Origin of the sequence: Paenibacillus psychroresistens, from assembly GCF_009728935.1 — a bacterium.
Lineage (GTDB): Bacteria > Bacillota > Bacilli > Paenibacillales > NBRC-103111 > Paenibacillus_AC > Paenibacillus_AC psychroresistens.
On sequence record NZ_CP034235.1, the window covers coordinates 1,484,204 to 1,497,738 of the forward strand.

The 13,535-nt window shown below is 42.7% G+C and carries 14 protein-coding genes; 10 read left to right on the forward strand and 4 right to left on the reverse strand.

The window, feature by feature from the left end:
* Nucleotides 1-31 precede the first annotated feature (31 nt).
* Both EHS13_RS06740 and fdhA read left to right on the forward strand, forming a co-directional pair.
* Nucleotides 32-772, forward strand: coding sequence for a phytanoyl-CoA dioxygenase family protein (locus EHS13_RS06740; RefSeq protein ID WP_155699605.1), 741 nt, complete (start codon nt 32-34; stop codon nt 770-772).
* Between the two features lie 42 nt (nt 773-814).
* Entirely contained in the window at nt 815-2,029 is a 1,215-nt protein-coding gene (gene fdhA, locus EHS13_RS06745; protein ID WP_155699606.1) for a formaldehyde dehydrogenase, glutathione-independent, read from the forward strand.
* Here the strand turns inward: fdhA and EHS13_RS06750 are convergent.
* Nucleotides 2,026-3,108 carry an acyl-CoA dehydrogenase family protein gene (locus EHS13_RS06750; protein WP_162462989.1) on the reverse strand — a complete coding sequence of 361 codons (1,083 nt, stop codon included), beginning with the start codon at nt 3,106-3,108 and terminating at the stop codon, nt 2,026-2,028. The genes fdhA and EHS13_RS06750 overlap by 4 nt on opposite strands.
* 133 nt (nt 3,109-3,241) lie before the next feature.
* On the opposite strand from EHS13_RS06750, the gene EHS13_RS06755 reads away from it, so the two are divergent.
* From EHS13_RS06755 to EHS13_RS06770, 4 genes are all read left to right on the forward strand, one after another.
* Complete coding sequence (locus EHS13_RS06755; RefSeq protein WP_155699608.1) at nt 3,242-4,219, forward strand: aldo/keto reductase; 978 nt, start codon at nt 3,242-3,244, stop codon at nt 4,217-4,219.
* A gap of 63 nt (nt 4,220-4,282) precedes the next feature.
* A complete protein-coding gene (locus EHS13_RS06760) occupies nt 4,283-5,314 on the forward strand; it encodes a zinc-dependent alcohol dehydrogenase family protein (protein ID WP_155699609.1) in 1,032 nt (343 codons plus the stop codon).
* A gap of 375 nt (nt 5,315-5,689) precedes the next feature.
* On the forward strand, nt 5,690-6,316 hold the full coding sequence (locus EHS13_RS06765) for an FMN-dependent NADH-azoreductase (protein ID WP_155699610.1): 627 nt from the start codon (nt 5,690-5,692) through the stop codon (nt 6,314-6,316).
* Nucleotides 6,317-6,345: 29 nt separating this feature from the next.
* A complete protein-coding gene (locus EHS13_RS06770) occupies nt 6,346-7,278 on the forward strand; it encodes an NADP-dependent oxidoreductase (protein ID WP_155699611.1) in 933 nt (310 codons plus the stop codon).
* A gap of 1 nt (nt 7,279) precedes the next feature.
* Here the strand turns inward: EHS13_RS06770 and EHS13_RS06775 are convergent, their stop codons facing one another.
* Nucleotides 7,280-7,672, reverse strand: a complete 393-nt coding sequence (locus EHS13_RS06775; protein WP_155699612.1) for a flagellar protein — start codon at nt 7,670-7,672, stop codon at nt 7,280-7,282.
* A 259-nt stretch (nt 7,673-7,931) separates the two neighbouring features.
* Here EHS13_RS06775 and EHS13_RS37715 point away from each other — a divergent pair, with 259 nt between their 5' ends.
* Both EHS13_RS37715 and EHS13_RS06785 read left to right on the forward strand, forming a co-directional pair.
* On the forward strand, nt 7,932-8,891 hold the full coding sequence (locus EHS13_RS37715) for a Calx-beta domain-containing protein (RefSeq protein WP_155699613.1): 960 nt from the start codon (nt 7,932-7,934) through the stop codon (nt 8,889-8,891).
* A gap of 22 nt (nt 8,892-8,913) precedes the next feature.
* Complete coding sequence (locus tag EHS13_RS06785; protein ID WP_162462990.1) at nt 8,914-9,585, forward strand: sortase; 672 nt, start codon at nt 8,914-8,916, stop codon at nt 9,583-9,585.
* Between the two features lie 31 nt (nt 9,586-9,616).
* On the opposite strand, the gene EHS13_RS06790 is transcribed toward EHS13_RS06785, so the two are convergent.
* Entirely contained in the window at nt 9,617-9,982 is a 366-nt protein-coding gene (locus EHS13_RS06790) for a c-type cytochrome (RefSeq protein ID WP_155699615.1), read from the reverse strand.
* 232 nt (nt 9,983-10,214) lie between these two features.
* Entirely contained in the window at nt 10,215-10,820 is a 606-nt protein-coding gene (locus EHS13_RS06795; protein ID WP_227013818.1) for a YcnI family copper-binding membrane protein, read from the reverse strand.
* A gap of 213 nt (nt 10,821-11,033) precedes the next feature.
* Here EHS13_RS06795 and EHS13_RS06800 point away from each other — a divergent pair, with 213 nt between their 5' ends.
* Together EHS13_RS06800 and efeB are read left to right on the forward strand one after the other, a co-directional pair.
* A complete protein-coding gene (locus EHS13_RS06800) occupies nt 11,034-12,227 on the forward strand; it encodes an EfeM/EfeO family lipoprotein (protein WP_155699616.1) in 1,194 nt (397 codons plus the stop codon).
* Nucleotides 12,228-12,234: 7 nt separating this feature from the next.
* Entirely contained in the window at nt 12,235-13,521 is a 1,287-nt protein-coding gene (gene efeB / locus EHS13_RS06805) for an iron uptake transporter deferrochelatase/peroxidase subunit (RefSeq protein WP_155699617.1), read from the forward strand.
* Nucleotides 13,522-13,535: the final 14 nt, after the last annotated feature.

Here is a 13,535-nt window from a genome sequence, read left to right on the forward strand (position 1 = left end):
CACACAACTATATCGCTAGGGGGATTTCTCTATGACAACCGCAAGCATTACCCAACAGGACCAAGATTTCTACAAGAAAAATGGTTATTTGCTTTATAAGCAACCGTTATTTAGTCAAGAGAAGCAGGCTGAGCTAACTAGTATTTTTGAAGAGCAATGGGAGCTGGTTGGACGGAAATTGAATAGTGAGCTGGATACTCCGCATTTTCGTGATGAACGACTTTTGAAGTTTCTATTGAGTGATGAGGTTTTGGATTTGGTCGAGCCGTTCATTGGTCCCAACATTGGGTTATGGTCCAGTCATTTTATCTGCAAGGAACCGTTCATCGGCAAGCAAACACCCTGGCACGAAGATTCCGCCTATTGGAAAGGCCGGCTCAGCAGCTTTGAGAAGATCATTACTGTTTGGCTGGCAATTGATCGCAGCAATCAAGAAAACGGATGCATGCGTGTAATTCCAGGCACCCATTCTAATGGATTTTCGGATTATGAGGAAGTGGATGAAGGGGCGAATATATTTGCTACTCAGATTAAAGCGATTGATGATTCGAAAGCGGTGTATTTTGAACTGGAGCCAGGTCAGTCCTCGCTTCATGATTCAAGAATTATCCATGGAGCCACGCCAAATCCTAGTCCAAACCGTCGCTGCGGGTATACAATGCGGTATTTTTCAACAGAAGCTAAGGTAATTCCAGACAAGAATCCTGATTTTAAAATATGGCTGGCGCGTGGAAAAGATATAGCTGGCAGTAATTTTGTAAACGTTTTATAATAGAGAGGGCTTATTTAACTTTTATCATTGGAGGTATCATTTATGTCAGGAAACAGAGCAGTTGTATACACAGGACCTGGTAATGTAGAGGTTCGCAACACCGCTTATCCGGATTTGGTTTTGAAGGATGGACCTGGAGTAAATCCTTTGAACGTGGGACGCAAATGTGATCATGGCGTTATTCTTAAGGTAGTTACAACTAATATTTGTGGCAGTGACCAGCATATGGTGCGTGGTAGAACAACAGCTCCATCAGGGCTAGTTTTGGGGCATGAAATCACAGGCGAAGTAATTGAGGTTGGCCGTGATGTAGAATTCATTAAAAAAGGTGATCTTGTATCGGTTCCTTTTAATATCTCTTGCGGTCGTTGTCGCAGCTGTAAAGAGCGTAATACCAACGTGTGTCTTAACGTAAACCCAGATCGTCCAGGATCAGCTTATGGCTATGTGGATATGGGTGGCTGGGTTGGCGGACAATCCGAATATGTAATGATTCCTTATGCAGATTTTCAATTATTGAAGTTCCCCGATAAAGACCAAGCTATGGAGAAAATCCGTGATCTAACGATGCTGTCCGATATTTTTCCAACGGGCTATCATGGTGCTGTAAGTGCTGGAGTTAGACCAGGTTCAACGGTTTATGTTGCTGGAGCAGGCCCTGTTGGTTTGGCTGCTGCACATTCCGCGCAATTGCTTGGAGCTGCTGTTGTTATAGTTGGTGACTTGAATGCAGAACGATTGGCTCAAGCAAAAAGCTTTGGCTGTGAAACAGTTAACCTAGCCATCAATGGCAATTTAGGTGAGCAAATTGATCAAATTCTTGGTTCGCCAGAGGTTGATGCTGCAATTGACTGCGTAGGTTTTGAAGCCCATGGACATGGCAAAGGTCATTCTGAGGCTCCTGCAACTGTATTGAACTCCATTATGGAGGTTACACGTGCGGGCGGCAGCTTGGGTATTCCGGGGCTATATGTAACAGGCGATCCTGGGGCAATAGATGAGGATTCCAAAATTGGAACTCTGAAGATTCGCTTTGGTTTAGGCTGGGCTAAATCTCATACGTTTGTAACCGGACAAACTCCTGTTATGAAATATCACAGAGAGCTGATGATGTCGATTCTTAGTGGCAGAGCACAAATCGCTAAAGCGGTTAATGCGACCGTCATTTCACTTGATGAAGCACCGCAAGCCTATAAGGAATTTGATCGCGGCGTTTCACGCAAGTATGTTATTGATCCACATGGCTTAGTACGTTAATCAGCAAGCGCGGAATGCTGGCTAACCACCTGCAGATCTCGCCAGATTTGATTAACGGCTGCATGCTCCATAATAGCTTGAATACCGAGGATTGGGAATATAGCTTGACCACACATTAAAGCAGCTTTGGCTGCTTTTTTGCATATCATGCTAGCTTCGTTTAATTCGGCTGCTGATATTTCCTGCCGCTGGACGAGCGTTTCCCAAGAAGCGTCTAGTATTCGATAATAATCTGCGACGATACTTTGAAAACCGAGCTCAGCGGCCTCTATCTGGTTCATAACAGATTGAAAACGGCCGATTTTAGATTTGTCCCAGCTGGGTTTAAGAGCAACAATAAACTGCTTGGCAGCTTTAATGAAATGTCGGCAAATACCTATGCTGACTGCACTAATGGTAGCTTCGGCAAATTGCAAGAATGGATAGGCGAAGGCGAGATTATTGTAGTTGTCATAGGGCTCATTATAGGTGAATGTCATAGAGTGCGGCACGAAAACGGAATCTACCGCCATCGAATGGCTGCCGGTTGCTTTTAAACCAAAGGCCTTCCAATCTTTAATAATCCGCACCTGCTCAGGTGTGAAAATAAAGGCTCTGATTTCCGGTGTTTCTTGGGTTGCGCTTGCGGTTGTCTCTATTAGACAGTTAGCTGTGAAAATACTCGCATACTGGCTGCCGCTGCAGAATTTCCACTGTCCTGTTACTTGATACCCGTCTTCGACTGGTTTGGCTATGCCTGATGGATGGCCGCTTCCAGCTATGACCGCCTGCGGATTGGCAAACAATTTGAGATTATGCTCATGCGGAATTAACGAGCAGAAAAAGCCGCCGCCTGCACCAATCATGACTAACCAGCCGAAGCTGCCGTCGACCCATGACGAGGCTTCAATTAAACGCAAGGCTTCCGGCAATGATAACATCGTACCACCTAGCACCTCTGGCAAATATATTTTAAAGAGCTTGTGCTCATACATATAATTTAAGACTTCTTGCGGTACAAGCCCCGATTCTTCCATTTCTCTTGCGTGACTTCTGATCATAGCTACAGCTTCTTCTTTGAACAAATCCAATTCATTCACCTTTTCCTTCAGCAAACTAGTATTTTTTCTTAAAATATAACATAAGTTTGAGAAGGTTGGTTAATGGGTAAGTAACAATCAGTCTGTGATTTTGGGCTGGAAAATACTTTTTGATAATGAGGAGCTGTAAAAAATGAAATATGTTCACTTGGGACGTACGGGCTTAAAAGTTAGCCGACTATGCTTAGGGACGATGAATTTTGGTCAAGCTACTACTGAGAAAGATGCTTTTCGTATCATGGATGCAGCATTGGATGCAGGGATTAATTTTTTTGATACGGCTAATGGGTATGGTGGCGAAAAACGCGGATTGACCGAAGAAATTATCGGTCGTTGGTTCGCACAAGGTGGATCAAGACGAGAACGAGTTGTATTGGCGACTAAAGTTTATGGCAGCATGGAGGATCCGAATGAAGGACCTAACATGGCTGGCGGACTTTCAGCATATAAGATTCGCAAGCATTTAGCTGGATCCTTATCCAGATTGCAAACGGACCACATCGAGCTCTATCAAATGCACCATGTTGATCGCAATACAACTTGGGATGAGCTATGGGAAGTGTTTCAGTCCTTTATTCAACAAGGAACGGTTGATTATATTGGCTCTAGTAATTTTGCTGGCTGGCATCTAGCCTTGGCTCAATCAGAGGCGAAAGCTAGGCATATTCTTGGGCTTGTATCCGAACAGCATAAGTATAGTCTGTTGTGTAGAGAACCTGAGCTAGAAGTGCTGCCATCGGCGCAATATCATGGGATTGGCGTTGTTGCTTGGAGCCCGCTTGCGGGAGGATTGCTGGGTGGAAATGCGCTTAAACCTAAAGCAGGCTCGAGAACCGCAAATGAAACGAATGCAGTAGAGAAGCATCGTACCCAATTAGAACGGTTTGCGGCACTTTGTGCGGAATTAGGCGAAAGCGAATCCAATGTTGGTTTGGCATGGTTATTAGCAAATCCGGCGATGACAGCACCAATTATTGGTCCAAGAACCCTAGAACAATTAGAAGGTGCTTTGAGAGCTGTGGAAATTGAGCTTAGTGAGGAAACAATGAAGCAATTGGATGACATTTTCCCGGGTCCAGGAAAACCAGCGCCAGAAGCTTATTCATGGTAAATTAGTATAGAGTATTATGGTAATTAAAGGGTAAGGATCCATAACTAATGGGGGTGTAGCTTGATGCAAGCAGCGGTTTGGAAAGGTAAGCATCAGATTGAAGTGTTGGAGTGGCGAATGCAAGAGCTTTTACCGAATGAGGTCAGAGTTCAAGTGAAATGCTGTGGGATTTGCGGTACGGACCAGCATATTTATCATGGGCATCCCGGCTCTGCCGTTGTGACGCCCCCTATAGTTCTGGGTCATGAATTATCTGGAGAAGTTACAGAGATTGGTGAAAATGTTTTTGATCTGCGGGTCGGAGATCGTATATCCATAGATCCTAATATTTATTGTGGGGCATGTGAGTTTTGTCGTAGTGGGCGAGCTCATCTCTGCGACCATTTACAAGCTGTGGGAGTTACGCGAGATGGGGGAATGAGCGAGTTTTGTGTAGCGCCAGCCGCGAATTGCTACAAAATCCCTGACACGATGAGCTATGCGGAAGGAGCGTTAATTGAGCCGCTAGGTTGTGTGCTTCACGGATTCAAGAAATTAGACATTCGCGCAAACTCATCTGTGCTTATTATTGGCGGCGGCTTTATTGGACAGCTCTTCCTCCAGCTTTTTAAACAGCATGGGGCAGCCAAAATAGTCGTTAGCGAACCCAATGAGAGTAAACATGAACGCTTACTGCAATTAGGGGCGCATGTAGTAGTGAAGCCCGTTCTCGGTTCACTGGCATCTTTAGTAATGGCTGATATTGTAATAGAGTGCGTTGGTCAGAGGGAGTCCATGGAGCTAGCTGTTTCTTCGGTACGTAAAGGTGGGCAAGTACTGTTGTTCGGGGTTTCTTCACCGGATACGCAAATTGCCATATCCCCTTATGAGATTTTCTCCAAAGAGCTTAAGATCATGGGTTCTTTTATTAATCCGCATACCCATGAGGAAGCCATTGCCTTAGTTAGTCAAGGTATTATCCAAGTCGAGTCTTTAGTCGGCCATCGTTTTTACTTGGATGATATCCCCGAGGTTATGGAGAACTACTCACAAATGAATGTTGGCAAGAGCATCATACAATTTGAACGGAAAACGGAAGGTTTTGCTGGGTTCTAAAGTCACTCATCCAGCCAATAGCGAAAGACTTGCGTTATTAGTGTTATGATTTTCTTTAATTAAGCAAGGAAAGTAATCAAGTGTATGGATAACGAAAAAAAGGCGTTAATAACGATAGAGTTTCGTTATTAGCGTCTTTTTTTCGTTATATCGATTTTAGTTGTATGAATAGGTTGCTAATATAGAAATTGGCGTGTCTAATAACGAACATATTTCTTTAGTAATTCCCCCTTGACACCCTGGATTATAATGTATAAACTTACTTTGAGTAAACATATATTGCGTATACACAATATACCTAATACTCCGTATTAATGATCGGATTTAGAAGTCAGATTTATGTAGACAAATACTTAGTTTGAGGAGCTGGATGCAATGAGTTCTATTTTATTCGTGAAAGCTAATAACCGCCCAGTGGAGTATGCAGTAAGTGTTAAATTATATGAAGCTTTTCTAGAGAATTATAAGGAGGCGCATCCAGATGATGACATCGTTGAGTTGGATTTATATCAGGAGCATCTACCTTATTTGGACACTAATCTGATAAGCGGAGCTTTCAAACTGGGTAGAGGAATGGGATTAACAGCGGAAGAAAAATTGATTACAGATATTGCTACTCGATTTATCGATCAATTTCTGGCTGCAGATAAGATTATTATCGGATTCCCTTTATGGAATCTTACAGTTCCAGCAGTTCTGCACACTTATTTGGACTATTTAAACCGGGCTGGGACTACTTTTAAATATACGCCGCAAGGTGCTGTTGGTCTGGTTTTAGGCAAGAAAGTAGCTTTATTAAATGCTCGTGGCGGTAATTATTCCGAAGGTGATGCGGCTGCTTCTGAGATGGCTGTTAATTTGGTAGTAAAGAATTTGAATTTATTCGGCATAACCGATATAACTAAGATTATTGCTGAGGGGCATGGAAAATCACCGGATCAAAGAGAAAGAATTATTGGCGATGCTATTCAATTAGCAGCTCAAACAGCTAAAGTATTCTAAATGAAATTATTGAAAGGTAGGCGATAACAATGACAGATAAATCGATTCAAGCCATTCGTTTTCATCAATACGGAGGACCTGAGGAATTGAGATATGAAACCATACCATGCCTTGAACCTGCAGAGGGCGAAGTTCTGATTAGGGTTCATGCAGCAGGGGTACTCCCGATTGATTGGAAAATTCGCCAAGGGCTAATTAAATTTCCGATAACATTCCCGAGCATTCCTGGTACAGCTTTGGCAGGTGTTGTTGAGAAGGTTGGCCCTGGTGTAACCGAATTTCAGCAGGGGCAAGCCGTGTTTGGAAGGAGCTCGAAAGGGACTTATACCGAGTACACGACAGCTGTAGTTAGCTCACTAGCACTCATTCCTCGAGCAGTAAGCTTCAATGAAGCAGCAACCATTAGTGGGGGTGCCACAACAGCATGGCAAGCCTTAATAAATGAAAGTAACATAAAAGCTGGGGACAGAGTTTTGATTCATGGAGCGGCAGGCGGAGTTGGCCAATATGCCGTACAATTCGCTAAGTGGAAAGGTGCATTTGTTTTTGGTACCTGTGGGTCGGCTAATGTTGATTTCGTTCAGTCTTTAGGTGTAGATCAGGTGATTGATTATACCACTACAGCTTTTGAAGATGTAGCAGTTGAGCTTGATATTGTTCTGGATACGATTGGCGGAGCTACCTTGGAGAAATCATGGTCATTGGTTAAACAAGGCGGAATCCTGATTTCATTAGTGATGCCTCCATCCCAGGAAAAAGCAAATGCGAGTGGCATCAAGGCAATAAAGCCCACGGCACTCGCATCAAGTAAAGATTTGGAACAAATTGTACAGCTGATAGCTGAGAATAAGGTAAAAGCAACGATTGCTGCAACATATTCGTTGCAGGATGCGGGCCAAGCACACGCTTTAAGCCAGCTTGGACATGGAAGAGGACGTATTGTGCTTCAAATCGTAGATTAATCTAACTACGAAGACGATCACCGATTTTAAAACCACTAGTCTTGAATAGTGGCTTTGGATTCGCGATTTGGTGGGCAAGATCTCTAAAGTTACCTGCGCATTTACCACAAAGGCGATTATCTGTTATTGGATTGCCACAAGAATCGCATGGATAGGTTAGGTTAGGGAAAACTTTAGAGATTGCCCCTTTTTTAATAAATTTAATAATGATTGCTGGTTCTACATCGAGTGCTAGGCTTACTTCTTCGGTCGTAGATTTAGGGTTTTTCCAAAGGTATTTGGTGCAACGGTTTAATTGATCGTCAGATACCGAACTGCAGCTCATACACATGTTCCGAAAGTTTTTTTGATAGACGACACCACAATTAGGGCAATTGGCTACATTTAGATTCATAAAAGTGGTCTCCTTGATCGTGGGTAAATAGTTGTAGTTCTAGATTACTATAATTTTGCGAAAACAACAATAAAATATTCATGCAGATTTACAAGCTTCTTAGCGAAAATTAGAAATCGGCTTCTGTAAAATTATCATTGTAAATGTCTGTTTTTGTTCTTGACATAAGTGGAGTATTGCCTTAAAGTGTAAATATGATACATTATGTATATATTTACTGATACGATATGTATCATAACTCATAGTAGGGGGCATTATAATGACAACAATTGCAATGAAAAACAACAAAGCTTGGTTAATGGTAAAAATGTGTCTGGGTCTGATTCTGCTTTCTTTGATTTTCCCAGCTTTTCAACAAAATGCGAATGCAACAAGCAATGGGCAGAAGCTGCAATTTGCCCAAGCTGCTTATACGGTTAATGAAGATGTGGGTCACATAAGCATTCCGATAACTCGTACTGGTGGGATTCACGGAGTAGTCAGTGTTACTTATTGCACATGCAATGATACAGCAGTAGCACCAGGGGATTTTGAACATTCCTCAGGAACGATGATTTTTTACAATGATGTGGATGAGCATAGTCAATCTTTTAGCATAAAAATTGAAGATGATAATATTCGTGAAGGTACGGAACAGTTTTTCGTTAAATTAATGGCACCTGGTGGAGGGGCAGCAATAGGGAGCATATCTGTAGTTACAATCACAATTCTCGATAATGACCAGGAGAGCACAGCAACACCGACACCATCACCATCACCGTCGCCATCGCCATCACCATCGCCATCGCCATCACCATCGCCATCACCATCGCCATCGCCATCACCATCGCCATCACCATCACCATCACCATCACCAACAACAAACCAAGAAAACCCAGGTCCTAGTTACGCATCTTCGATAACGACAGTAACAAGTCCGACACCTGAAGGAACTGCTTCGCCTAGTCCTACAGAGACACCACCGACTCCTACACCTGAAGCTAGTGCAACTGCCACACCTGAGGCTACTGAAACTGCTACACCTAAACCTACTCCAACCGCTACACCTGCACCCAAAGTTATGGATGATGAACCAGAGGCTGTTGAAGTTTCGGGGAATGTTACGGATATGCCGAACACAGCAACTCCCTGGTACAATTACATTGTGGTAGGCTCGCTATTAGTATTGCTCTCGGGCACGATGTTATACAAAAGAATTGCCGCATTTAGACGTGAATAAGCATATTTGGATGGGAAACACCATGAATAAACGGAAATTAGGATTTTTTCTGTGGTTGATTATCTTTATTGCTGCTTTTACGCTTCTAGCTTATGGAACACTGGAAATTTGGCAAACGCAAAGGTCGATAACTAATGGATTAGACGAGTGGGACAAGCAGCATCTTAGTCTGAAAAGCTTAGAAGGCTTGACTAGTGAGGCGGTTGACGAAAATCTGCAAATTACTACCGAGCAGGAACAACTGCCAATCTTCACGGATCCTTTAAAATCAGTTTCTTCCAGCTTAATACCAGCTAATGGTGAAGTGATCGGTAAAATTACACTAGATCGGCTCCACAAATCCTATCCGATTATCGAAGGTACAGATAACGCTCAACTGGCAAAAGGTGTAGGCCATTATAAAGCAAGTGTTTTTCCAGGTGAGAAAGGGAATTCAGTCTTAGCTGGACATCGTGATAGTGTGTTTCGTAAGCTGGGGGAGCTTGAGCCTAATGACCTTATTACTTTCGAAACGAAAGCAGGTTCCTTTACTTACTCTGTTACAGGTTCCAAAATTGTTGAAGTGGATGATACGAGTGTATTTCTCTCGGGTGACGAAAGTACAATTACCTTGATAACTTGTTATCCGTTTCATTTTGTAGGCAATGCACCTAAACGTTATTTGTTATTCGCAAAAAAGCTACCGATGCAATAACGCATCGATAGCTTAATTAGAACCTTATGGCCTATTTATGTGTGGCTAACCATTTAGCCAAATTTGCAATTTGATCATCTTTGATTGCGCCTTTAAAGGGTGGCATTCCGCCGCCGCCATTGGTAATCTGTTTAAGAATCTTGGTTTCGGTCATAAGACTTCCGACATTAATTAGCGCTGGTCCAGCTACGCCTTCTAAATTTCCGCCATGGCAGGAAATACAGGATTGTTTATAAACAGCTTCAGCAGCTACTGTATCCAGTGGAACTGATGAAACGACTTCAGGCTTGCTTGCCTCTGCTAATTCTGCTTGATGTTTATCCGCTTCAACGAATAATTCAACAATACCAAGAGAGAATGCACCAATTAGCAATATGAATAAGGCCCATTTATACATCGTGATTCCTCCTTTCTACAAATCATAACTTGTGCGAATAAAACACATATTATCCAACATCTTAAAATATACTCACTAGGCATAATTTTAAGCAAAAAAAAACAGTAAATCAATAAAAATATTTTTTAAGGAATCCGATTAGGCAAACAGTTGTCCAAATTGAGAACATTAATTAGAAAAAGCATGATACGAGAGCAATTAAACGCTCTGCATCATGCTTTTTTGCTGGCTTTTAGCGAGCTTTGCGTACTGAGGAAACGATTAAAGATAATAAAGCTAGAACAACTGCTGCAATGGATAGATATAAAGGAAGATCGGAGGAAGTGGAATCTGCTGACTCAACATCACCGTCTGCGGCTACAGTTGCATTAGCAGGAACTGCCTTCACTGTTGTAACTGATGCGGGATGCTCGCTCTTCTCATCACCGATCCATTCGACAATACTTCCATCTTTATAGGTTTGAATTGCTTTCCAGATGATAGTTGTGGCAGCATTATCTACCTTGCCTTGCATATTGAATTCTCCGAATTCTGTGGATGATAAACCATCAGCGGTAGCTGTCCATATGACACTAATTACCTTACCATCTGCATCTTTAGTTAGCTCTGATTTCCAACCACTAAACGGCAAAGTCCTTGAAATCTCTACGTTTTCTGGTACTTTAACCTCAACCTTAATGGTCGGAGATTCTTCCTCACTGGGGACACGTACTGTGAATTTTTCATAGCTGCCTTGAATCGTTTCTTTAGGAAATACGACTACATGCGCACTGGCGATTCCAGCAAATAACATAGTGAACAAGATAAGGGTAGAGAATGAAGCTAATATTCTTTTCAATGAAACAACCTCGCTTTCTAACATCTAAATCTAAATCTACAGGAAAAAGCTAGCTAGTTCTATGACTCGAGTGGGCTATTTTTGCTATAAAAGTTCACAATTTCTCATTAATTGTTTATTGACGGGGGCGTCTGGAAGGAGTAACATAAAACTTGTGTTTAGTGTGATAATGATTCTCATTACCAAAAAAATCAATTAATTAACGGGGGCTTTATGAAATTATTCAATTATGTTTCTATTGCAGTTATTGTATCTAGCTTAGCTTTAAGCGGCTGTACCAAATCGGATACCAAGGAAACGGCAACACCAGCTGTATCAACAGCGGCATCGATTGATGCCCAAACAGGCATAAAGAGCATGCTGGATACTTCAGCACTTTTCAAAACTTCTGTTGATGCTAAGGACGCTGCACAAGTGAAGAAGCTGGGCGCTCAGCTAGAAGCACAGTGGCTCTCTTTTGAGAACACTATTAAACCTAATTACCCAGATGATTACCTAAAGGTTGAAACCAACTGGTCTCCATTAACAATAGGAGCCAAGCAGGATTCGCTAGATTTTGATATACTAACAAAGTTGAATGATGATTTGAAAGCTGTTTTAGAGCAGTTGAGTACTGATTTGGCTGATGGCAAGAAGGCTGTTGATGCTAAAGCGCTTGAAAGCTCACCTGAATTGCAGGCTGCTGCCACAACTTATATGGCCTATGTAAATGAACAAGGCGAGCAATTGGTTGTACAGTTAGAGAAGCTGCAAGCAGCAATTGCAAGCGGAGATTTAAAGGCTGCGCAAACGGCCTATGGACAATCACGTCCTCCTTATGAGCGCATCGAGCCGATTATCGAAACTTTCATTGAGTTAGATGAAGTTATGGATGCGCGTGTCGATGATTTTGAAAGTGATGCAGATCCGAAGTTCACAGGATACCACCGTATTGAGAATATTCTTTTTGTGAAAAAGACGTTGGATGGCGCTCAACCGTTTGCCGATGATTTATTAGCTAATGGTAAGAAAATGCGTGAAAGTATTAAAACAGCTGTAATTGGACCGGCAGATTTTGTAACAGGTGTCGGTGAATTGATGGAAGAAGCCCAAACATCGAAAATTACAGGTGAAGAAGAGCGTTGGAGTGGGGCGAGCTTGCCAGTTCTACGTGCAAATGTGGAAGGCGCCGAAGAAATTTATAACTTAGTCAAGGATGAATTGAAGAAAAAGGATTCCGCTTTAAACGATACAATTGGGGATGCTTTAACTAAGGTTCTAGCTCAGATAGATGCGTTGTCACCAAAAGATGCAGTAGAATGGACCGATTATAGTAAGCTTACACCAGCTCAAATTGTAGATTTGAAAAACAAGCTTGAAGCGTTGGCAGAACCGATGGTTAGAATGCCGGGAGTTTTGGGAGGATAAATCAACTATGAGTAATAAAATAAACCGCAGAGCATTCCTCGGGATGGCTGCGGCAGGTACAGCAGGAATTGTACTGGGCGACCTTATGGGCTTGGCTAATAATGGGAGAGCTTCTTCTAATGAAGAAGTTCTTAAGTCTGTCGAGGCACTGGGAGAGGATCCATCTACAATTATAGATTTCTATGGGGCCAATCAAACGGGAATTGTAACACCCAGCCAGAAGTTTATTTGTATGGCTTCGTTTGATGTGACAACGGAAAGTGTCAAGGATTTACAGAAGCTGCTTCGCGATTGGAGCAAGATGAGTGCAGAAATGATGGCAGTCAAGCCTTGGGACGGCAGCCAGAAGGATACACAATTTCCACCCGCAGATACAGGTGAGCAAGTAGGTTTGCAGCCAGCTTCATTAACCATAACGATAGGGTTTGGTTCGGGATTGTTTGAGAAGGATGGCAAAGATCGTTTCGGGCTAGCTTCACGTAAGCCTAAAAGCTTCACTAGGATGCCTAAGTTTCACGGGGATTTGATTCAAGAGATGGCTACACATGGCGATATTGTCGTGCAAGCCTGCGCAGATGATCCGATGATTTGTTTTCATGTTATCCGTAATCTGGCGAAAGCTTCGCGTGGCTCAGCGCATTTGCGTTGGCAGCAAGCCGGCCAATGGGGGATGAAGCCAGGAGGCACCCAGCGAAATTTGTTCGGTTTTAAAGACGGCACTAATAATCCAGATATAAATAATATAGCGTTTATGAATCAAAATGTATGGATGGATGGTACAGGGGATGAGCCGGCGTGGTTAAAAGGCGGAACCTTTATGGTAGTTAGGCGTGTGCATATGCGGATTGAAACCTGGGATCAGGTTGCTTATAAAGAACAGGAAATTATTATAGGCAGACAGAAACCGTCAGGCGCTCCAATGGATGGGAAGCTGGAGTTTGATCAGCCTAATTTCGGGGCAGATCCTTCAGGCAATGTAACGGCTGTGGATTCACATGTACGACTTTCTAATCCCCGTACTGGTGAAGCTTCTGAACGTGAACGTATCCTGCGACGCGGATTTAATTTCATGAATGGGTTAGATCCCGTTGGGCGAGTGGACGCAGGCTTATTATTCATCTGCTTCAATCGCAGTATTGAAAAGCAATTCGAGCCGATTCAAAGGCGGTTAACGAATCCGAAAATGCCAGACCAAATGCTCGCTTATACCCAAACTACAGGCGGGGGTTATTACGTAGTGCCACCTGGAGCTAAAGACGCTAACTCCTACATTGGAGAAGGATTATTTAACTAAATAAAGACTTTTAT

Bases quoted from the DNA above. Each gene is read 5' to 3' on its own strand.
- EHS13_RS06770 (WP_155699611.1), top strand. From the start codon at position 6,346: ATGACAGATAAATCGATTCAAGCCATTCGTTTTCATCAATACGGAGGA.
- EHS13_RS06775 (WP_155699612.1), bottom strand. From the start codon at position 7,672: ATGAATCTAAATGTAGCCAATTGCCCTAATTGTGGTGTCGTCTATCAA.
- EHS13_RS06790 (WP_155699615.1), bottom strand. From the start codon at position 9,982: ATGTATAAATGGGCCTTATTCATATTGCTAATTGGTGCATTCTCTCTT.
- EHS13_RS06785 (WP_162462990.1), top strand. From the start codon at position 8,914: ATGAATAAACGGAAATTAGGATTTTTTCTGTGGTTGATTATCTTTATT.
- EHS13_RS06800 (WP_155699616.1), top strand. From the start codon at position 11,034: ATGAAATTATTCAATTATGTTTCTATTGCAGTTATTGTATCTAGCTTA.
- fdhA (WP_155699606.1), top strand. From the start codon at position 815: ATGTCAGGAAACAGAGCAGTTGTATACACAGGACCTGGTAATGTAGAG.
- EHS13_RS06765 (WP_155699610.1), top strand. From the start codon at position 5,690: ATGAGTTCTATTTTATTCGTGAAAGCTAATAACCGCCCAGTGGAGTAT.
- efeB (WP_155699617.1), top strand. From the start codon at position 12,235: ATGAGTAATAAAATAAACCGCAGAGCATTCCTCGGGATGGCTGCGGCA.
- EHS13_RS06760 (WP_155699609.1), top strand. From the start codon at position 4,283: ATGCAAGCAGCGGTTTGGAAAGGTAAGCATCAGATTGAAGTGTTGGAG.
- EHS13_RS06755 (WP_155699608.1), top strand. From the start codon at position 3,242: ATGAAATATGTTCACTTGGGACGTACGGGCTTAAAAGTTAGCCGACTA.
- EHS13_RS06740 (WP_155699605.1), top strand. From the start codon at position 32: ATGACAACCGCAAGCATTACCCAACAGGACCAAGATTTCTACAAGAAA.
- EHS13_RS37715 (WP_155699613.1), top strand. From the start codon at position 7,932: ATGACAACAATTGCAATGAAAAACAACAAAGCTTGGTTAATGGTAAAA.